Source organism: Streptomyces sp. NPDC006510, from assembly GCF_040611955.1.
Lineage (GTDB): Bacteria > Actinomycetota > Actinomycetes > Streptomycetales > Streptomycetaceae > Streptomyces.
In genome coordinates this window covers 1-19,663 of sequence record NZ_JBEXPH010000157.1, presented here as the reverse complement: position 1 = coordinate 19,663, position 19,663 = coordinate 1, and the positions used below count along the sequence as shown (strand labels likewise).

Annotated in this window: 19 protein-coding genes, 1 pseudogene and 1 riboswitch; of the genes and pseudogenes, 12 read left to right on the top strand and 8 right to left on the bottom strand. The window is 71.4% G+C overall.

Annotated elements, in window-relative coordinates; translation table 11 throughout:
• Positions 1-330, bottom strand: a pseudogene (locus tag ABZY11_RS33270) (FUSC family protein); the annotation flags it as partial.
• Positions 331-473: 143 nt separating this feature from the next.
• On the opposite strand from ABZY11_RS33270, the gene ABZY11_RS33265 reads away from it, so the two are divergent.
• Both ABZY11_RS33265 and pcaB read left to right on the top strand, forming a co-directional pair.
• The gene (locus ABZY11_RS33265) at positions 474-1,241 is read left to right on the top strand and encodes a VOC family protein (protein ID WP_356482729.1); all 768 of its coding nucleotides are present in this window, start codon (positions 474-476) and stop codon (positions 1,239-1,241) included.
• 199 nt (positions 1,242-1,440) lie between these two features.
• Positions 1,441-2,802 (top strand): 3-carboxy-cis,cis-muconate cycloisomerase, encoded by a 1,362-nt coding sequence (gene pcaB, locus ABZY11_RS33260; protein WP_356482726.1) that lies wholly within the window; start codon positions 1,441-1,443, stop codon positions 2,800-2,802.
• Here the strand turns inward: pcaB and ABZY11_RS33255 are convergent.
• Both ABZY11_RS33255 and ABZY11_RS33250 read right to left on the bottom strand, forming a co-directional pair.
• Entirely contained in the window at positions 2,774-3,043 is a 270-nt protein-coding gene (locus ABZY11_RS33255; RefSeq protein WP_356482725.1) for a hypothetical protein, read from the bottom strand. The genes pcaB and ABZY11_RS33255 overlap by 29 nt on opposite strands.
• 66 nt (positions 3,044-3,109) lie before the next feature.
• Positions 3,110-3,718, bottom strand: coding sequence for a GNAT family N-acetyltransferase (locus ABZY11_RS33250; RefSeq protein ID WP_356482724.1), 609 nt, complete (start codon positions 3,716-3,718; stop codon positions 3,110-3,112).
• Between the two features lie 240 nt (positions 3,719-3,958).
• On the opposite strand from ABZY11_RS33250, the gene ABZY11_RS33245 reads away from it, so the two are divergent.
• From ABZY11_RS33245 to ABZY11_RS33230, 4 genes are all read left to right on the top strand, one after another.
• Positions 3,959-4,381 carry a hypothetical protein gene (locus ABZY11_RS33245; RefSeq protein ID WP_356482723.1) on the top strand — a complete coding sequence of 141 codons (423 nt, stop codon included), beginning with the start codon at positions 3,959-3,961 and terminating at the stop codon, positions 4,379-4,381.
• 85 nt (positions 4,382-4,466) lie between these two features.
• Positions 4,467-5,117, top strand: coding sequence for a DUF3105 domain-containing protein (locus tag ABZY11_RS33240; protein WP_356482722.1), 651 nt, complete (start codon positions 4,467-4,469; stop codon positions 5,115-5,117).
• Between the two features lie 26 nt (positions 5,118-5,143).
• On the top strand, positions 5,144-5,758 hold the full coding sequence (locus ABZY11_RS33235; protein ID WP_356482728.1) for a DUF305 domain-containing protein: 615 nt from the start codon (positions 5,144-5,146) through the stop codon (positions 5,756-5,758).
• A 206-nt stretch (positions 5,759-5,964) separates the two neighbouring features.
• Positions 5,965-7,209, top strand: a complete 1,245-nt coding sequence (locus tag ABZY11_RS33230; protein WP_356482721.1) for an ROK family protein — start codon at positions 5,965-5,967, stop codon at positions 7,207-7,209.
• Positions 7,210-7,227: 18 nt separating this feature from the next.
• Here ABZY11_RS33230 and xylA read toward each other — a convergent pair whose 3' ends face one another.
• Positions 7,228-8,397, bottom strand: coding sequence for a xylose isomerase (gene xylA / locus ABZY11_RS33225; protein ID WP_356482720.1), 1,170 nt, complete (start codon positions 8,395-8,397; stop codon positions 7,228-7,230).
• Between the two features lie 204 nt (positions 8,398-8,601).
• On the opposite strand from xylA, the gene xylB reads away from it, so the two are divergent.
• The 5 genes from xylB to ABZY11_RS33200 all read left to right on the top strand — a co-directional run bounded on the left by xylB (position 8,602) and on the right by ABZY11_RS33200 (position 14,723).
• Positions 8,602-10,083, top strand: a complete 1,482-nt coding sequence (xylB, locus tag ABZY11_RS33220; RefSeq protein ID WP_356482719.1) for a xylulokinase — start codon at positions 8,602-8,604, stop codon at positions 10,081-10,083.
• Between the two features lie 63 nt (positions 10,084-10,146).
• On the top strand, positions 10,147-11,424 hold the full coding sequence (locus ABZY11_RS33215; protein ID WP_356482718.1) for a VWA domain-containing protein: 1,278 nt from the start codon (positions 10,147-10,149) through the stop codon (positions 11,422-11,424).
• Positions 11,424-12,269 (top strand): hypothetical protein, encoded by an 846-nt coding sequence (locus tag ABZY11_RS33210; RefSeq protein ID WP_356482717.1) that lies wholly within the window; start codon positions 11,424-11,426, stop codon positions 12,267-12,269. The genes ABZY11_RS33215 and ABZY11_RS33210 overlap by 1 nt, the downstream gene beginning before the upstream one ends.
• A gap of 262 nt (positions 12,270-12,531) precedes the next feature.
• On the top strand, positions 12,532-13,899 hold the full coding sequence (locus ABZY11_RS33205; protein ID WP_356482716.1) for a cytochrome P450: 1,368 nt from the start codon (positions 12,532-12,534) through the stop codon (positions 13,897-13,899).
• A gap of 287 nt (positions 13,900-14,186) precedes the next feature.
• Positions 14,187-14,723 carry a DUF4232 domain-containing protein gene (locus tag ABZY11_RS33200; protein WP_356482715.1) on the top strand — a complete coding sequence of 179 codons (537 nt, stop codon included), beginning with the start codon at positions 14,187-14,189 and terminating at the stop codon, positions 14,721-14,723.
• A gap of 7 nt (positions 14,724-14,730) precedes the next feature.
• On the opposite strand, the gene ABZY11_RS33195 is transcribed toward ABZY11_RS33200, so the two are convergent.
• The 3 genes from ABZY11_RS33195 to ABZY11_RS33185 form a co-directional block, all read right to left on the bottom strand.
• Entirely contained in the window at positions 14,731-15,138 is a 408-nt protein-coding gene (locus ABZY11_RS33195) for a hypothetical protein (RefSeq protein ID WP_356482714.1), read from the bottom strand.
• A gap of 48 nt (positions 15,139-15,186) precedes the next feature.
• A riboswitch (SAM riboswitch) is annotated at positions 15,187-15,296 on the bottom strand.
• 49 nt (positions 15,297-15,345) lie between these two features.
• On the bottom strand, positions 15,346-16,608 hold the full coding sequence (locus ABZY11_RS33190) for a cytochrome P450 (protein ID WP_356482713.1): 1,263 nt from the start codon (positions 16,606-16,608) through the stop codon (positions 15,346-15,348).
• The gene (locus ABZY11_RS33185; protein ID WP_356482712.1) at positions 16,605-17,918 is read right to left on the bottom strand and encodes a cytochrome P450; all 1,314 of its coding nucleotides are present in this window, start codon (positions 17,916-17,918) and stop codon (positions 16,605-16,607) included. Before ABZY11_RS33185 ends, ABZY11_RS33190 begins: the two co-directional genes overlap by 4 nt.
• A 619-nt stretch (positions 17,919-18,537) precedes the next feature.
• On the opposite strand from ABZY11_RS33185, the gene ABZY11_RS33180 reads away from it, so the two are divergent.
• Entirely contained in the window at positions 18,538-19,053 is a 516-nt protein-coding gene (locus ABZY11_RS33180) for a DUF5110 domain-containing protein (RefSeq protein WP_356482727.1), read from the top strand.
• Here the strand turns inward: ABZY11_RS33180 and ABZY11_RS33175 are convergent.
• The coding region (locus ABZY11_RS33175; protein ID WP_356482711.1) for an SAM-dependent methyltransferase at positions 19,026-19,663 on the bottom strand (638 nt) is incomplete at its 5' end. The genes ABZY11_RS33180 and ABZY11_RS33175 overlap by 28 nt on opposite strands.

The window sequence follows — 19,663 nt, the reverse complement described above, 5'->3', positions numbered from 1 at the left end:
CAGCACGGCGGTCGAGTCGGTGAGAGAGGCCGCGACCAGGGATATCGCCATGCCGATGACCATGGAGACGACGACTCCGGCGACGGCTCGGGCACGACGGGCGTACGGCAGGCTGTGGCCGTACAGCGCACAGAGCGAACCGGCCATCGTGTACATCACCAGGTCGAGCCGGTCGGCGGCGAACAGCACCAGATCCGGTACGGCCGTGGCGACGACGACGCTCAGCGCCGGTTTGAACCACATGTCCGAGGGCCGGGCGAGACGCAGCGGGGCCGCCAATGGGAGTCTCCGGACGGAGAGCGGCCCGGACCGGGTAGTTGTATCACTCACTCAAATACCTTAGCGGATATTACACCCGTAAAACATTTTTCCCCGATGGCCACTCCTCGCGCGAGGTCATAGCGTTCAACTGCGCAAGGACAGGCAGGCACAGGTGCGCGGCCATGCGCGCATCCATCCACGGAGGAACCCCGATGAAGCTCACCGAACCGGTGCCCAGCGGCCCCTGCTGGATCGAGCTGAGCACCCCCGACATCCCGGCCGCCAAGTCGTTCTACGCGGCACTCTTCGGCTGGCGCCCCGAGACCGATCCGCGCGAGGAGGCGGGCGGCTACACGATGGCGCACCTCGGCGGCGCGCGGGTGGCCGCGCTCAGCCCGCTCTATCAGCCGGGCCAGCCGACCGCCTGGACCGTCGCGTTCGCCACCGAGGACACCGACGGCACGGTCGAGCGGGTGAAATCGGCGGGCGGCACGCTCCTGGTCGGCCCGATGGACGTGTTCGACCAGGGCAGGTTCGCGGTAGTCGCCGATCCGTCCGGTGCGGTGTTCTCGCTGTGGCAGGGGCGCGCCTTCGCCGGTGCCGAGCGGCTGAACGACCCCGGTGCGCTCGGCTGGGTCGAACTCGTCACCCGTGAGGCCGAGGCGGCGCTCGCTTTCTACCCCGCGGTCTTCGGGTGGACGGTGAACGCCGCATCGGATCGGTACACGCAGTGGGGCGTGGCCGGTGAGGACTTCGGCGGGATGCTGGTCATGGACGACAGGTTCCCGCCGGAGGCGCCGCCGAGCTGGCTGCCGTACTTCGCCGTGACCGATGTCGACGCGACGGCCGCCACGGCTCAGGGCGCCGGCGGCGAACTGCTGATGCCGCCGACCGACATCCCGGACGGGCCGCGGATCGCGGTCGTGCGGGACCCGCAGGGCGCGGTCTTCGGCATCCACCGGGCAGCCGGCGAGGGCTGAGGCTGTCCGGTCCGCCTTGCGATGCACCGCATCTGACGCCGCACGCTGATCCACCAGGGATTACGGGACAGCTTTCAGGGTCTGGGTCATGCCGGGCTCGCGGGGTCACGCCGCTCGCGACACCACGAACTCGCGCAGCCACCGGTCCGACATCCACCCACAGCGGGCGAGCGAGCACCGCCCACCTGGAGTTCAGCCGATGTACGAGAGCGACGCCGGACTGCTCGCCCCCGGGCGGGCCGGCTCCCCCACCGAGACGGCCACCGGCGACAGCGCCTTTCTGCAGGCGATGCTCGACGCCGAGGCGGCGCTCGCCCGTGCCCAGTCCGACTGCGGGCTCGCCCCCGCGGGGGCCGGGCGGGCGGTGACCGCGGTGGCCGCCGACGCGGTCCGGTTCGACGTACGCGACCTGGCGCTGCGCGCACGCGCGGGCGGCGATCCGGTCGTCCCGCTGGCCATGGATCTCGTCGCCGCGGTGGAGCCGGGCGTCCGGCCGTATGTGCACCGGGGGGCGACCAGCCAGGACATCCTCGACACGGCCGCCATGCTCGTCGCCGCGCGGACCCTCGCCCTGGTCCTCGACGATCTGGCGCGGGCCGCGGACGCGGTGGCGCGGCTCGCCACCGCGCATCGCAACACCCCGATGGCCGGCCGGACACTCACCCAGCACGCCGTGCCCACCACCTTCGGACTCAAGGCGGTGGGGTGGCGGGCGCTGATCCTTGACGCGAGGGACCGGCTCTCGGCCGTACGGGAGTCGCTTCCCGCACAACTCGGCGGCGCGGCAGGAACGTTGGCCGCCTTCGAGGCGTACGCACCTACCCAGGACATCGACGGGATCGATCCGGGACTGCCGTTGGTCCAGGCGTTCGCGAGCGAACTCGGCCTGGCCGAACCGCTGTTGCCCTGGCACACCCTGCGTACCCCGATCGCGGATCTGGCGGGCGCACTCGCCTTCACGGCAGGCGCGCTCGGCAAGATGGCGGCCGATGTGCTCATCCTGTCCCGTACCGAGATCGGTGAGGTCACCGAGGGGCAGGGCGACGGATCGTCCGTCATGGCGCACAGGGCCGATCCGGTGCAGGCCGCGCTGATCGCGGCGGCCGCGCGCCGGGCCCCGGGCCTGGCGGCGACGCTGTACGGCTCGCTCGCCGCCGAGGACGAGCGGCCGGCCGGAGCGTGGCACGCCGAGTGGGAACCGCTGCGCGAATTGCTGCGGCTCGTCGGCGGGGCCGCGCACGGCGCCGCCGAACTCACCGGCACACTGCGCGTCGTCCCGTACGCCATGCGGGAGAACCTCCAGCTCACCGACGGGCTGATCGTCTCGGAGCGACTGGCCGCCGTATTCGCCGAACGGATCGGCCGCAAGCGCGCCGAGGAGGTTCTGGTGGGCGCCGCCGACCGGGCCCGCGTGGAGACCACGGACCTGGCCGACGTCCTCGCCGATGTGCTCGACGAGGAACCCGAACTCGCCGGTCTCGACCTGGGCGAACTGACCGACCCCGCCCGGTACACCGGCTGCGCGGGCCCCCTCACCGATCGCGCGCTCGACCGCGGCTGACCGACCCCGCCATACGGTGCGGGCCCGGCGCGCCCGAGGCACACACCCCGCCCCGCACGCCTCGGATCAGTCGGCCCGCACGGGCGATGACCCGGCCCGCGCGTACCACCATGGACGGAATCGGGCGGTCCACAACGGCCTCGGGCAGCGAACCCGCGGCCACCAGGACGAAGTCGGCCGGGTCGCCGGTCTCCAGCCGGGAGGCGGGCAGGCCAAGCAGGGCGGCGCCGCCCTGGGCCACCGCCTCCTAGCAGGGCGGGGCGCCGCCTCGGCCTGGATCGCACGGTCGGCGCCGCCTCCGTCGCGGTCAGCCGTTGGCGTCTTCTCCGCGGAGCCGTGCGTGGAGGTGCATGTCGTGCCAGCCGTCGGCATGCAGAAGGGACCGGCGCCTGGTGCCCTCCAGGGCGAAGCCCGACTTGGCCGCCACCCGGCAGGAACGCTGGTTCAGCACGGAGTGCGCGAGTTCGAGCCGCTCGAAGCCGATCTCGTCCAAGGCCCAGCGGGCCAGCGACGAGACGGCCCGGGGCGCCACGCCCCGTCCGCGGGCGGCCGGCAGTACCCAGTAGGAGCACTCCGCCATGCCGGTCGTCGGCACCAGGGAACGGAGCGAGACCCGCCCGAGCACTTCCTCCCTCCCGTCGCCCGCTCGCTCGGGGCGCACGACGGCCCAATGGGCTCCGGTCTCGCTGTTCCAGGCGTCCTGCCACTGCTTGATCCAGTCGCGCGCCTCGTCCTCGGTGTCGGCCCGGCGCAGATGCCAGTGCTGGATCGCCGGATCGGCGAAGGCGGCGACCACCGCCGGTGCGTCCGCTCGCCGCCACGGCCGCAGAAGCAGGTCGTCGGCGACCGCGAGAGCCGGTTGCGCGGAGTCCGCGAGGCGACCGGGAGGAATGTGGGGCGGCACCAGGTACGGCATGGGCACATCTTCCCGAGGGGCGGACCGCGGCGCCAGGGGACCCGCCCGTCAGCCCACCCGCTCGTCAACCGACATCAGGGGCCGGCTCCGTCCCGTGTCGACCGGCCGGCTGCCGCACTCCCCGGTGCCCCTTCGCACGGACTGTCGCGTTCGCACGGACTGTCGCGCAAGGGGGCACGTGCACAACATCCACCCCGTCCACCCCTCATTGAAACTTCACACACCGCGTACGATGACGGGATGAACGGGCTGACCGAACGGACGCGCCGACGCAGGCAGGGCACCTGCGCGTCGGCCGTGCTCGGCTGGCTGTTCGTACTGCTCGCCATGGTCTCGTGCTGTTCGATCACGGCCCCGGCCGCGCACGACTCCAGCGCCCACCCCGCGACAATCGTCCGGGGGATGACACCCACGGACCAGGTGTTCGCGCGGATCGTGGTGGCCGACTCCCCCGAGGACCGGGGCGCGGGCAGTTCCTGCCACGGACCCTCCGAGCATGCGACGCCGGTCGTGCTGCCGGGCCAGAGCGCACCCGTGGCTCTTCCCGGTGCGACCATCACCGCGCCTGTCGCCCCGCTCACCGGCGCGGCCGCGATCCGCGGCCCGTCCAACGACGCCGTGCGGGAAGTCGACCATCTCCGTCTGCAGGTTCAACGGATCTAGAGGCAGGCCCCGTTCCCCGGGACACCGGCGAACGTACTCCGCATGCCCTCAGCTCCATCAGTCTTGTTGAACCGAAGGACTCCCCATGGCTTCCGCCAAACAGCAGCACACCCCTGCCTCCGCACGACGCGCAAAGCTGGAGGAGGCCCGCCGCAAGGAACGGGCCCGCGAGCGGCGCGGCCGCATCATCACCATCACCGCGTCCGTCGCCGTGGTCGCCGCGCTCGTCGCGGGCGGCGGCTACCTGATGTCCGCCGCCGACGACAAGGAAAAGGCCGAGGTCGAGGCCAAGTCCTCACCGGTGAAGGGCGAGCGGGCCTGGGACAAGCTCACTCAGGACCACGTCGAGAAGAAGGTCGACTACCCGATGAACCCGCCGGTCGGCGGCGATCACAACCCGATCTGGATGAACTGCAACGCCGACGTCTACACCAGGGCGATTCCGAAGGAGAACGCCGTCCACTCCCTTGAGCACGGCGCGGTCTGGGTCACGTACACGAGCAAGGCGAAGCCGGCCGACCTCGACAAGCTCCGCGAACGGGTCGAGGCGACGCCCTACTCCCTGATGAGCCCGGTCGAGGACCAGGCCGCCCCGCTCATGCTCAGTGCCTGGGGCAAGCAGGTGACGGTGACCGGCGCCGCCGACGCCCGCGTCGGGCAGTTCTTCACCAAGTACGTGCAGGGCCCGCAGACCCCTGAGCCGGGCGCGGCCTGCACGGGCGGGGTCGCCCAGTGACATCCTCGGTCCGCTCCTCGCGCCCGATGGTGCTGGCCGGCGGCGTGGTGCTGCTGCTGGCGCTGGGCCTGGTCGCGCTCATGCTCGTACGACCGTCCTCGTCCGCGGGCTCCGCCTCCTCCCCGGCCGCCCCCTCGGACACATCGGTCGATGCCGGGTTCGCCCGTGACATGTCGATCCACCATCAGCAGGCGGTCGAGATGTCGTTCATCGTCCGGGACCGCACGTCCGACGAGGCGGTGCGCCGGCTCGCGTACGACATCATCAACACGCAGGCCAACCAGCGCGGCATGATGCTCGGCTGGCTGGAGATGTGGGGTCTGGCGAAGTCCTCCGCCGCTCCGCCCATGGAGTGGATGGGGCACACCTTCACACCGAGGGGCGACGGTTCGCTGATGCCCGGGATGGCGACCGACGCCGAACTCGACGCGCTGCGGGCGGCGAAGGGCAAGGACGCCGAGGTGCTGTTCCTGAAGCTGATGACCTCGCACCACCGGGCGGGAGCGGAGATGGCCCGGGCCGCGGCCGACTCGGCGGCCACGGACGCGATCAGGAACCTGGCGGCGGGCATGGTGCGGGGCCAGCAGTCGGAGATCGCGCTCATGGCGGACATGCTCAGGGAACGCGGCTCGACGGGCTGACCGCGCGGGCGGAGGCGGGTTCACCGGTGGTCCGTTCGCGGCAAGGGTTCTCCCCTGCCGCGAACGGACCACGCGGTCATGAAACGGCGACCTCCACAGGTACGGGAACGGCACTCGGCCCCTTCGTGGCGCGGCAGTCACGCCGTGCGGTGCTGTCCGACCGGTACGGCGGTTCACACAAGGGATCGCATAGGCTCGGCCCCGACATGAAGAGCAACGTCACACCGCTGGGGCCCAAGGCCGACAAGGACACTGTGCGCCGGAGCAACCTCAGCCTGGTGCTGCGGGCCGTCCGCGACGAGGCCGAGGGCGGGGCGACCAGGGCCGGGGTCGCGGCACGGGTGGGACTGACCCGGGCCTCGGTCTCCTCCCTCGTCGAGCAGTTGCTCGGCATCGGTTTCCTCACCGAGTCCGGCAAGACCTTCAGCGGGCAGGCGGGCCGCCCCGGGACCGCGCTCAAGGTGGCACGCACCGGGCCTGCCGGGCTCGGCGTGGAGGTCAACATCGACTATGTCTCGGTGTGTGTCGTCGACCTGGCGGGCACCGGACGGGTGCGGCTCACCGAGCACCTCGACAATCGCGGCGCACCCCCGGCGGAGGTCCTGGCGCGGGCGGCCGGAATCGTCGCGCGCACCCTGGAGTCGGCGCGCGAGCAGGAACTCTTCCCGGCCGGGGTGGCGCTCGCGCTGCCCGGACTGGTTTCCGGCGGTGCGGTGCGCCAGGCGCCCAACCTGGGCTGGAACCGGGTTCCGGCCGAGGATCTCTTCGCGGCCGCGCTCGCCCGCGCCCGCCCCGGGCACGAGGCGCCGGCGGTGATCTCCGAGAACGAGGCCAACCTGGCGGCGCTGGCCGAGCTCTGGTTCGGCGGGCTCGGCGCTCTGCGCAGCTTCCTCTACCTGACGGGCGAGATCGGGGTCGGCGGCGCACTGGTCATCAACGGTGAACTGCTGCGCGGGGCGCACGGATTCGCCGGGGAGATCGGGCATGTGGTGGTGGACGCCGAGGGACCGGAGTGCCGGTGCGGCTCGCGCGGTTGTCTTGAGCAGTACGCGGGACAGACGGCGCTCCTGCGGGCCGCCGGGATCGAGGAGTCCGGCGGCGGAGCCGGGGTGGCCGAGCTGGAACGGCGCGCCCGCTCGGGGGACGAACGGGCGCTGGCCGCGGTCGCGGAGGCCGGCCGGATGCTGGGGCGGGTGCTGTCCGGGGCGGTGAATCTGCTCGACCCGGACGCGGTGGTGCTCGGCGGGATCTACCGGAACCTGATGCCGTGGCTGTCGCCGCCCGCCGACGAGGAGCTGACCGGCCGGGTGGTGTCGGGACTCTGGTCCCCGGGAAGCGGGCGGCTGCGCGCCTCGTCCGTCGCGGGTGACGCGGCACGGGGCGGCGCGGCGCAGGTGCTGACGGGGGTACTGGCCGACCCGGTGGCGTACGCGGGGCACGCCACCGGGTGACCCGGTGGCGTCCCGGGTTCAGCGGACCCCGAGCAGGTGGTCCATCGCCAGCTGGTCCAGGGCCTCGAACGCCATCCCCCGTTCCGCCGCCGCGGTGACGTCGAACTCCTCGAAGGCGGAGCGGTCGGCCAGCAGCCCGGTCACGCCGTCCTCGGCGGTGGGGCGGGCGAGTTCGTCGAGCCGGGACGCGCGCAGCGCCTCCCGCACCGCGGGGTCGGCGCGGAACGCGGCGGCGCGCTCCTTGAGGATCAGATAGTTGCGCATGCAGCCCGCGGCCGAGGCCCAGACCCCGTCGTGGTCCTCGGTCCGCGGCGGCTTGAAGTCGAAGTGCCGCGGGCCCGCGTAACCGGCCGTCTCCAGCAGGTCGACGAGCCAGAAGGCCTGGCGCAGGTCGCCCGCGCCGAAGCGCAGGTCCTGGTCGTACTTGATGCCGGACTGGCCGTTCAGATCGATGTGGAAGAGCTTGCCCGCCCAGAGCGCCTGCGCGATGCCGTGCGGGAAGTTCAGCCCGGCCATCTGCTCATGTCCGGTCTCCGGGTTGACGCCGACCAGCTCCGGGCGCTCCAGACGCTCGATGAAGGCGAGGGCGTGACCGATGGTGGGAAGCAGGATGTCGCCGCGCGGCTCGTTCGGCTTGGGCTCGATGGCGAACCTCAGGTCGTAGCCCTGTTCGGTGACGTAATCGCCGAGCAGGTCGAAGGCTTCCTTCATCCGGTCGAGGGCGACCCTGACGTCCTTGGCGGCACCGGACTCGGAGCCCTCGCGGCCGCCCCAGGCGACGTAGGTGGTGGCGCCGAGCTCGACGGCGAGGTCGATGTTGCGCAGCGTCTTGCGCAGGGCGTAGCGGCGTACGTCCCGGTCATTGGCGGTGAACGCGCCGTCCTTGAACACCGGGTGGGTGAACAGGTTCGTCGTCGCCATGGGAACGACCAGCCCGGCCGCGTCCAGCGCCTGGCGGAACCGCTTCACGATCCCTTCGCGCTCGGTGTCCGTCGAGCCGAACGGAATCAGGTCGTCGTCGTGGAATGTCACACCGTACGCACCGAGCTCCGCGAGCCGCCGCACGGAGTCGGCCGGGTCGATCGCCGCGCGGGTCGCGTCGCCGAACGGGTCTCGTCCCTGCCAGCCCACCGTCCAGAGTCCGAAGGTGAACCTGTCGTCGGGGGTGGGCGTGAAGCGTTCCGTCATCGTCTGGCCGCCTTCGGTGCCGTCGGGCGCGGGACCGGTCGAGGCGCCCGAACCTTATTTGTTCAGTGTCATGACTAATGATGCATGGGTGGCGGTCGGCGCGTAACCCCCGCACGGGCCACTGTTCGGCACGGACTCGGTCACGTATTTTGTTTTGCACACGACTAAAATCCGTACCCCGCTCAGCACAGGAATGAGGGCGCCATGCCGCCGCGTACCGTCGTCATCGGCGTGGACAGTTCCACCCAGTCCACCAAGGCCGCCTTCGTCGACGCCGCGAGCGGCCGGCTGCTGGCCGTGGGCCGCGCCCCGCATGTCGTGCGCGGTGAGGCGGGGGCCCGTGAGAGCGATCCGGAGCTGTGGTGGCACGCGCTGCGCGACGCCGTCAGCGCCGGGCTGAAGGAGTCCTCGGTCGCCGCGTCGGCCGTGATCGGCATCGCGATCGCCGGACAGCAGCACGGACTCGTCGTCCTCGACCGGTCGGGCCGCCCGCTGCGCCCCGCGATGCTGTGGAACGACACCCGCTCCGCCCCGCAGGCCGCCGCGCTCACCGAGGCGCTCGGCGGCCCGGACGCCTGGACCGCGCGGACCGGATCGGTGCCGGTGGCCGCCGTCACCGCGTCGAAATGGCAGTGGCTGCGGGAGAACGAACCGGACAACGCCGCCGCGACCGCGGCCGTACGCCTCCCCCATGACTTCCTGACCGAACGCCTCGCGGGCGCCGCCGCCACCGACCCCGGCGACGCCTCGGGCACCGGCTGGTACTCCACCGCGACCAGAGCCTACGACCCGGAGCTTCTCGAACTCCTCGGTCTGGACGCCGCATTGCTGCCCGAGGTGGCCAAGACCGGCGCGACCCGCGTCGGCTCACTGACCGCCGAAGCGGCCGACGCGCTCGGACTGCCCGGCACGGTCGCCGTGGCCGCGGGCACCGGGGACAATATGAGCGCCGCCATCGGCCTCGGACTGGGCGGCGCGGGGCTCCTCGATCACCCCGTCCTCAGCCTCGGCACCTCGGGAACGGTCTTCGCGGCATCCCGGACCCGGCCCGCGTCACCGGCGCTCTCCGGATTCGCCGCGGCGGACGGTACGTATCTCCCGCTGGCCTGCACCCTCAACTGCACGCTCGCCGTGGACAAGGTCGCCGCCCTGCTCGGCCTGGACCGCGACGACACGTCCCTGGGCGGCGAGGCGGTGCTCCTCCCCTACCTCGACGGCGAACGCACCCCCGATCTGCCCACTGCCGCCGGCCTGCTCACCGGGCTGCGGCACGACACCACGCCCCGGCAGCTCCTCGGCGCCGCCTACGAGGGCGCCGTCGTCACCGTGCTGCGCGCCCTCGACGAACTGCTGCGGTCCTGCGGCCTCGACCCGGCCGGTCCCGAGGTGGCCACCCGCCCCTTGCGGCTGATCGGCGGCGGTGCCCGGGGACGGGCCTGGGTGGAGACGGTACGACGGCTCTCCGGCCGTCCCGTGATCATGCCCGGGATCGGCGAGCCGGTGGCACTGGGCGCCGCCGCACTGGCCGCGGCCGCGGCCACCGGCACCGATCCGGTCGCGATCGCCACCGGCTGGAGCACCGGCGAGGACACCCGGCTTCCCCCCGTCCAGCGGGACTCGGCCACCTGGGAGCGGGTCGGATCGGTCCTGGAACGCGCCTCGGGCCCCTTGCTCGGCGGTTTCTGACGGTTCCCCAGCCGCCTCCGGACCGGTTTGGGGAAGCGAAGCGATCTTCACTAGTATCCGGCGATGATCATAAGAAAAAGGCTGACGGTCGGAGTGGGCATCCTGCTCGCCACCCTGACCGCCGGGCTCGGTTCGGCGCTCCCCGCCGCCGCCGACGAAGCCCCCGCCAAAGCCTCCCCCAAGGTCGAGCTGGTGCTCGATGTCAGCGGCTCCATGCGGACCCGTGACATCGACGGCCAGTCCCGGATGACAGCCGCCAAGCAGGCGTTCAACGAGGTCCTGGACGCGGTGCCCGAGCAGGTGCAGCTCGGCATCCGGACGCTCGGCGCCGACTATCCGGGCAACGACCGCAAGGTCGGCTGCAAGGACACCAAGCAGCTCTACCCGGTCGGCCCGCTGGACCGTACCGAGGCGAAGACCGCGGTCGCCACCCTGGCCCCCACCGGCTGGACCCCGATCGGCCCGGCCCTGCTGGGCGCCGCCGACGACCTCGAAGGCGGTGACTCCACCCGCCGGATCGTTCTGATCAGTGACGGCGAGGACACCTGCGGCCCACTCGACCCGTGCGAGGTCGCGCGTGACATCGCGGCCCGCGGCATCCACCTCGTCATCGACACACTGGGCCTGGTGCCGAACGCGAAGATCCGTGAGCAGCTGACCTGTATCGCCGAGGCCACCGGCGGCACCTACACCGCGGTCCAGCACACCGATGAACTCTCCGGCCGGGTCAAGCAGTTGGTCGACCGGGCCGCCGAGCCCGTGGTCACCCCCGTGGCGACGAAGGGCGCGGACAGCTGCTCCGCGGCACCGCAGCTCAAGGCCGGCCTGTACACCGACCGCGAGAAGTTCGGTGAGCACCGCTGGTACCGGGTCGATGTGCTGCCCGGTCAGGAACTGCGCGCCTCGGTCAGCGTCTTCGCCGACCGCGCCGTGAACAACGACTACGGCGTGCTGCTGCGGGCGCTGACCGTGCACGGCCGGGAAATCGTACGGGGATCGGAGTCGGGTACCGGCCGCACGGATGCCATCTCCTCCGGCCTGCGCTACCCGAAGGCCGAGGAGGACGACACGGACAGCGGTGACAAGCCGGCCGCCGAGACCGTGTGTCTCCAGGTCAGCAACTCCTACTCGGCCCCGGCCTCGGTGAAGACCTCGCCGGGCATGCCGGTCGAGCTGACCGTGGACCTGGTGGACGCCCCGGACGAAGCGGCCGACGTGGCCGCGTTCGGACTCGGCCGCGGCTGGTGGCTGCTGGGCGTACTGGTTCTCACCGGGCTGATCGCGGGCCTGGTCTTCGGCTGGATCTCGCGCTGGCGCGTCGCCGTCTGGAGGACCAACTGATGCGTACGACACGTGTACTCGCGGGTGCGCTGCTCGCCGGGCTCGCCCTGCTGACCTCGGCGGGCAGCGCGGTGGCCGACGACCCGTCGGGGAGCCCGAGCCCGAGCGCCTCCGAGGACGGTTCCGGCCCCACCGAGGCCGGCACCACCTTCCGTACGGCGACAGCAGTCCAGCAGAACCAGCGGGCCACCGCCGGGGCGTCCACGGGTGACTACCTGTACTGGGTGTTCCCCGCCGACGCGGGCCAGCGGGCCACCGTCAAGGCGAAGATCACCCTGCCGGAGAGCGCCACCCGGCACGGCGCCTCGACGTGGCAGGTCGATGTGTACGACGGGCTGCGGCGCCGCCAGGCCTGCATGCACGGCCGCCAGACCGGCAAGGCCGCGGCCGACGCGTCGGCGGTCGAGCTGACCTGCGTCCTGCGGACCGTCCGCGCCTGGTCCGAGCCGTGGGCCGACGACCCACTGCCGGGCAGCTACTACGTACGCCTCACGGTCGTCGACCTGCCCTCGGCGGACCTCGGCCTTCCGGTACAGACCGAGGTCGAGATCACGGCGGCCGACAAGGGTGGCGCCGGTGACGTGGACGGCACCCTCGCCGAGCCGCTGGTCCCCGGCGCGTCCTCCGTGAAGCAGGCCTCGGACGGCTCGGCCGCCGGCGACGACGGCACCTCGCCCAAGGTCTCGCTCGGCAGTGAGCCCGAGGACGGCTGGGCGTCGGGCTGGTGGACCGACCGCTGGCTGTGGACGGTCGGCGGCGGCGTGCTCGGGGCGCTCGCGGCCCTCTTCGGATACACCCACCCCCGCGGCAGCGGCCGCCCGTCCCGGGTCCCGCCGGGCGTCTGACCCGCGCACGCAGCGGGACGGGCTCCGGACCAGGAGACCGGCACGCCGCCGGACGGGCCCGGACCAGGGCCCGTCCGGCGGTGACGGACAGCGTCTCCTCGGCCACCCTGCCGCCCGGGTGCTCCCGGAGCGGCGCCGCGCGGCTACCCTCGACAACTCACGTACCGCACAAGGCCGATGACTTGTTCCAGGGCGTGCGGTAGCGCTGAAGTCAGGTCGCCGCGCACCGATTCGGGTGCGCCACAAGGGAGCGGAGACTTTCATGTCCACGGAGACCGGCCCGGCCATCGACGCCGAGCCGCGGAGCCACCGGATCGTGCCGGGCCCGAAGGGGCTGCCGTTCCTCGGGAGCCTGCCGCAGTTCGGAAAGAACCCCCTCGCCTTCTTCGAGCGTCTGCGCTCCCACGGGGACATGGTGGGCTGGCGGTTCGGCCCCAACTCATGTGTGTACATAGCCGATCCGGACTGCATAGGCGAGCTGCTCACCGAGACGGAACGCTCCTTCGACCAGCCGGCGCTCGGGATCGCCTTCCGGACCGTGATGGGCAACGGCGTGGTGGTCGCCCGCGGCACGGACTGGCGGCGGAAGCGGTCGCTGGTGCAGCCCTCCGTACGGCCCAAGCAGGTGCGGTCGTACGCGGCGACGATGGCGAGCAGCACGGTGGAGCTGGCGGACACCTGGTCGGCCGGTGAACGCATCGACATCAAACGGGAGATGGCGGCGCTGACCCAGCGGATCGCTGTGCGCACCATCTTCGGCGTCGACACGGCGGCCGACGCCGAGGCGATGGGCCGGGCGATGGATGTGGCGCAGCAGGAGATCGGCAAGGAGTTCGCCGGGATCGGCGCGTTGTTGCCGGACTGGGTGCCGACTCCGGGCCGGGCCAGGATCAAGAAGGCCGCGGCGGTCATCGACGCCGAGGTGGGCCGGGTCGTCGCCCGCCATCGCGACGGCGGGGACGAACGCCCCGACCTGCTGAGCCGGTTGTTGACCGCGGTCGACGAGACGGGCGCGCACCTCACCGACCAGGAGATCCGCGACGAGACGGTCACGCTGTACATCGGCGGGCACGAGACGACCAGTTCCACCCTGGTGTGGGCCTGGTATCTGCTCGCCCGCAATCCGCGGGTGCGTACCGCGCTCACCGAGGAGCTGGACCGGGTTCTCGGCGACCGGGAGCCGGGGTTCGACGACTACGCGCGGCTGACGTACACCCAGTCCGTGGTCAAGGAGACGCTGCGCCTGTACCCGACGATCTGGCTGGTCACCGGCGTCGCGAAGGCGGGCGCGCAGATCGGCGGTGTCCCGATGCCGGAGGGCACCCGGGTGTGGACCAGCCAGTGGGTGACCCAGCGCGACGAGCGGTGGTTCCCCGAGCCGGAGGAGTTCCGCCCCGAGCGCTGGGATCCGGAGACCGGCGACGACATCGCGGAGTACGCCTGGTTCCCGTTCGGCGGCGGCCCCCGGGTCTGTCTGGGCACGCGGTTCGCGATGGTCGAGGCGGTGCTGATCCTGGCCGTGCTGGCGCGCCGCTTCGAGCTGGACGTGGACCCGGGTGTCATCGAGCCGGTACCGGCACTGACGCTTCAGCCGGACCGGGAAGTGATGGCGACCGTCCGGACACGGTGACGGCCCACGGGGCGGGGCGCCGGGCCCGGTGGCCGCTTCGGTCCCCGGCGGCCCCGCCCCTTGAGCGGCTCCGACCCGAAGCGCCGCATGCCGCTTGTGTCGGCCCGGCCCCCGGCCGAGGAGGCCGACACCCGTGGTAGCCCGTCCCGGCACCGGATACATCGGACGGATATATCCGATCTGTCGCGGAGGTCGGGCCATACAGTTCACACTGTCCATGTCGGCCGCACCGGCCGACGGGCCGTCCGGCCGTATCCGCAGGCTGTCGATCCAACGGGAGAAACACCATGCGTCTCCGCTCCGCTCTCACCGCCGGGCTCGCCGTCGCAGCCGCCCTGCCACTGACCGTCACCACGGCGTCGGCAACGGCCGGCCCCGCGCCCGCCGGTACCGCGAGCCGCCTCGGAACCTGCCAGGAAAAGGCCCTCGAAGTACACGCCGCACCCGGCGGACAGCGGAACGTCGCCCGTATCAGCGTCACCAACAACGGCAACCGGTCCTGCGTGGTCGACCGGATCCCCACGATCACCTTCAGGGGCCTGGACGGCTCCGCCGAGGCCGTCCCGCCCACCGGGAGCGGGCCGTACGTACTGTCCCGGGACGAGCGGGCGTACGCCGCCGTGCGGACCGCGGACCCGGCGGCCACCGAAGGCCACGTCGTCGGCAGCCTGTCCGTGGCGGCGGACCCCTCCCATCTGGGCGTCGCCTTCGGCGGGGCCACCGTGGGCATGCCTGAGGGAGTCCATGTGTGGGAGCCGGTGACCACCCTCTGGCAGGAGTCGCGCGCCGCGGCGGACAGCGCACTGGCGGACGCGCTGCGCTGACGGGCGGCTACAGACCGTAGCTCGTGCCGCCGGCGGTCCGCCGCAGGTCGGGGGCCGTCGTCGTGCAGAGCGGGCCGCCCTCGAAACCGGCGTTGACCAGGGCGGTGGCACGGCCTGCGGAGTCCACCAGCTTCAGGGCGTGCCACCGCGGCAGCCAGAACACGCGTCCGCGGTGCTGCGCGAGCAGTTCCGTGAGGGCTGCCGGGGCATGCGTCCACACCTTCGGCAGTTCCTCGGCGTGATCGAAGGCGGGACGCAGCTCGATCCAGCCGTCGGCGCCGACGTCACCGGAGGTGAGCAGGAGCTCCACGGCCTGGCCGGGCTCCTGGTGGCACTTCCTGGCGTGGATCCAGTGGACGTGGTGACCGGGGCCGTGGCTGGGGCAGTCGTCGTTCCGGACGGGATGGGGGAGCATGCTTCTTCGCCTTCCCAGGATCATGGACCCCAGGTGCGCCGCCCCGATGGTCCGCTGTTCCCCATGCGCCGCGCATGGGGCCGGTCGTCACCCGGAGCACCCGCAGCGGAGCGGGGTGCCGTCCAGTTAGCCGGGGCTGTGCACTGGAACTCATGACCTGCCAGAACTGTATCCCACCGACGAGGTGCCCGACGGGTCGTCAGGTTCTCAGCCGTGCAGCAGAACGGGGAAGGCTTCCATGTCGTTCTGCGTCATCACCGGCAGCTTGCGGACCTCCTCGTCCGCGATGGCCGCCCGCAGCCGGGGGAAACGCCCGAACAGTGCGGGCAGGGCGATGCCTGCCTCGACCCGGGAGAGCGCGGCTCCGGGGCAGATGTGGGGTCCGTGGCCGAAGGTCATGTGGCGGATCGGAGCCGGCCTGGTGATGTCGAAGGAGTCGGCATCCGCCCCGTGCTGCTCGACGTCACGGCCGATGGCGCGATAGGAGATCACCACTCCCTCCCCCCTCGCGATCACGTCGTCGCCCACCTGGATGTCCTCCGTGGCGAACCGCATCAGCAGATGAGTGGTGGGGGTGTCCCAGCGCAGGGTCTCCTCGATCACCGTCTCCCACGGGATCTCACCGTCGAGAACCCTGCGCAGTTGGTCGGGGTGGGTGAGCAGGGCCCGTACGGCGTTCAGGATCAGCCCGATGGTGGTCTCGTGCCCGGCGGCCACCATCGCCTTGAGATTGCCCACCACCTCTTCCTCGGTGAGCGGTTCGCCGCCTTCTTCGGCAAGGATGAGGGCGCTGGTGAGGTCGTCGGTCGGACGCGCCGTCCTCTCGCGTACGAGAGCGGCGTAGAAGACGTCCAACTCCGCCAGCAGCGCCAGGCGTTCCTCCTGCGGTGTGAGCATGGAGAAGAACGCCTTGTACCGCTTCATCAGCATGGGGTGCTGGGCCTCGTCCACACCCATCAGCATGCCGACGACCCGCATCGGCAACGGCTGGGCGAACACGGACTTGAGGTCGACCGCACCGCCCTCGTTCCGCTCGCTCCGTTCAGCGAGGGCATCGAGCAGTTCCTCGGTGAACTTCTCGATCTCCGGGCGTATCTCCTCCAGCCGGCGCGGTGTGAGCGCCTGGGAGGTCTTGGTGCGCAGTCGTCGGTGCTCGGCGCCGTCCACGGTGAACATGGAACGCCCGGCATCGATCACGCCGATCAACGGCCACTCGTGTGTGACCTCGCCGCGCTGCCAGAGCCCCCAGGCATCGAGGTCCTTGACCAGCCGGGGGTCGACGAGCAGTTGGCGGGCCAGGGCATGGCGGGTGACGGTCAGGGCCGGGACGCCGAGCAGTTCGATCCTGGCGAGCGGACCGGCATCACGCAGCTGTGCCGTCTCACCGTCCAGGTTTTGGACCAGCGGGTCGATGACAACGGCCCCACCACTCGAAGCGGCTTCCCGGGCGGCGGCGTGCGGGCAGTTCAAGACAAGTCTCCTGTCGGACGGACGGGGGCGAACCGGACGGGCAGCGCGGTCGTCCCCCGCAGGAAGGCGGACTGTCGCCGCACCAACTCCTCTGCGGGTACCGAAAGTTCCAGGTCGGGCAGCCGGTCGAGCAGCACCTCGATCCCGGTGCGGGCGATGATTTCGGCGATCTCCTGCGCGGGGAAGGGGCAGCGGTATTCGCCGTGACTGAACGCCAGGTGCGCGCTGTTGCCGCTCTGCCCGGACAGCCCTCCCGAGGTGGAGAGATGCTGCCGGATGTGCGGATCGGCGTTGGCGGCACCCAGGCCCAGCAGCAGCATGTCCCCGGCCCGGATGCTCCGACCCCCCAGCCGGGTGTCGCGGGCCGCCCAGCGACCGGCGAGGATCTGCGTCGGGCCCTCCTCCCAGAGCACCTCGTTCATGGCTTCGGCGACGCTGTGCCGACCGCCGGAGAGCGCCACGGCGAACTGGTCGTCGGTGAGCATCAGCCGGAGCGAGCTGCCGATCCAGTCGGCCGTGGTGAGGTGCCCCGCCGCCGTGATGGCCATCAGATCGAGCACGTACTCCTGATCGGTGAACTCTCCGGCGTACGCCAGCATGCGCGAGGTCACGTCGTTGCCGGGTGCGGCCCGCCTGGCCGCCAGCAGCCGCTGCATGTGTTCGCCGAACCGCAGATGGGCCTCCTGCGCGCCGGGACCGCCGTCGGCCAGATCCCTCAGCACCTCGGCGATCCGCGGACCGTCCGCGTCGGGGAATCCGATCAGACGGGCGAGGACGAGCACCGGCAGCGGCACAGCGAAGTCGGCGATCAGGTCCGCCGTGCCGCGGTCACAGAGTCCGTCGACGAGGCGATCGGCCAACTCCTCGCAGTCCCTGCGGAGTTCGAAGTGCTCGACCTCCTCAAGCGCCTGCCCGACCATCGCGGCGTGACGTCGGTGCTCGGCCCCGGCGGTGAAGTAGATGGACGGCATCGGGGTGCCGACCATCGGCAACAGCGGCCAGTCCTCGGGGATGTTCCCCCACTGGTTCCACAGCGCGACGTCCCTGGGGAACAACTCGCCGTCGCTGGTGACCTGGTGGAGCTCCCGGTAGCCGATGACCAGCCAGGCCGGCACCTCGCCGGGCAGCTCGACGGGTACGACGGGTCCGTGTTCGCTCCGCATGGCGCGGTAGACGACATGGGGTTCCGTGTGGAACTCGGGTCCGCTCAGTGGCACGGCGGACGTACCGGCACCTGCCGGACAGCGTCCGACGGGGGGCGCCGGGGATACGGACGGGCGGTCGGGCACCGCGGATGCGGGCGTCGTCATCGTACGGAATCTCCTGCGACGAAGGCTTCGCTCGTTGCGGTGGTCGGATGATCAACGCGGCTTCACTATAGGGAAATTCGGTGAGTCTTTAGGCACTATTCACGACCGTTCTCACCACTTTTTCGGTCCAGAGAGACCGTTTTCTGATCAGGACTGATCAAAAAGTCGGGGATGTGCCACGCGCCGGTCACCAATTCCCGCCATGGCGCGATCAGGCAGGCCGGTCCGCTCAAGGCCCGCGCCGAGTTCTTCACCGACGACACTCTGCGGCTTCAGGCATCCCCGGACGGCGTACTCGCCGACCCGAAGGACAGCCGCATGATCCGACGCCGTCCCACCGCACAACCGCACACCAGCGCCTTCGACGCGGGCACCTACTACGGAATCCGCTCCAAAGGAGTGGTGATGCGCGTCTACAAGAAGCCGCTGCGCTGGACCGGTGGCGGCATGCGGCAGAGCCTGAAGCGCTCCCCGGTGCGGACCGGTCAGCAGGAACTGCGCCTGGACGCGTACTACTTCACGGGGCCCGACCACGGTCGACGGCCACCAGGCACCGCTCGATACCCTGCCGCTCTTCGTCAAGGGCGGATCGATCGTGCCGATGTGACCCAAGGGCACCCTGTCCTGGGAGGACCCGGCTCGGTTACGACATCCACCCGGCACCACGGGCTGCACGCTCTACGAGGGCGACGGTGTGACGCGGGAGTTCGCGCAGGGAGCATCGGCCACCCAGCACGTACGGGTCCAGGCACCCGCCCACGGCGGGAAGGGCGACATCACCGTCAAGATCGGTGCGAGCGTGGGCAGTTACGAGGGCAAGGTGTCCGCCCGCTCGTACGATCTCACCGTGCACGCCAAAAACGCCCTGTCGCAGGTCGTCATGGGCCACAGCCGACTGCACCGGATGAACTCGGCGGCGGCGTTCGCCGCGGCCGATTCCGGCTGCTTCACCGACCCCGCGACCGGGATCACGGAGATCAAGACGCCGACCGTCTCCACCGCTCGCGGCTTCACGGTCGAGCTGCGGAAGTGGGCAGCGCGCGCATACGCAACAGCAGATGGGCAGGGGCCGTCTCCGGGCGACCCCTGCCCCATGCGCCCGTCGCGCTACGGCTTGCGGGCGACCCCACCGTAGATCGGCACCGGCTGCGTCTCCACCGGAAGCTCGCCGAGGCTCAGCTCCGGATGCCAGTCGACGACCTGGACGAGGCCGGGTTCCACCATGTCCAGCCCGTCGAAGAAACGGCTGATTCCTCGGTGCGACCTCGGTACGAGCGTCACACCGCCCGCCGCGTACGAGGCCACCCCCTTCTCGACGCTCTCGGGGTCGAAGTCACCGGTGAGCTGTGACAGCACCAGACAGCTCCCGGCGGGAAGCCGCTCCATCAGCCGCCCCACCAGGGCGTACGCCCCCTCGCTCGGCCCCTCCCCTGCGCCGCCGTCTCCTACGAAGTGCAGCAGAGCGATCAGGGAGAGCGCGACGGGCCGGTCGAAGTCGATCACGTCGGCGGCGAGTTCGAGGATCTTCTCCGGCTTACGAACATCGGCGTCGAGGTACGCCGTCACTCCCCCGGTGGTCCCGCTCAGCAGTGCTTCCGCGTGAGCCAGGACGATGGGGTCGTTGTCCACGTACACGACCCGTGCGTCGGGAGCCGCGCTCTGGACGATCTGGTGCAGGTTGGGCTCGGTGGGGATGCCGGAACCGATGTCGAGGAACTGCCGTATCCCCGCCTCACCCGCGAGCC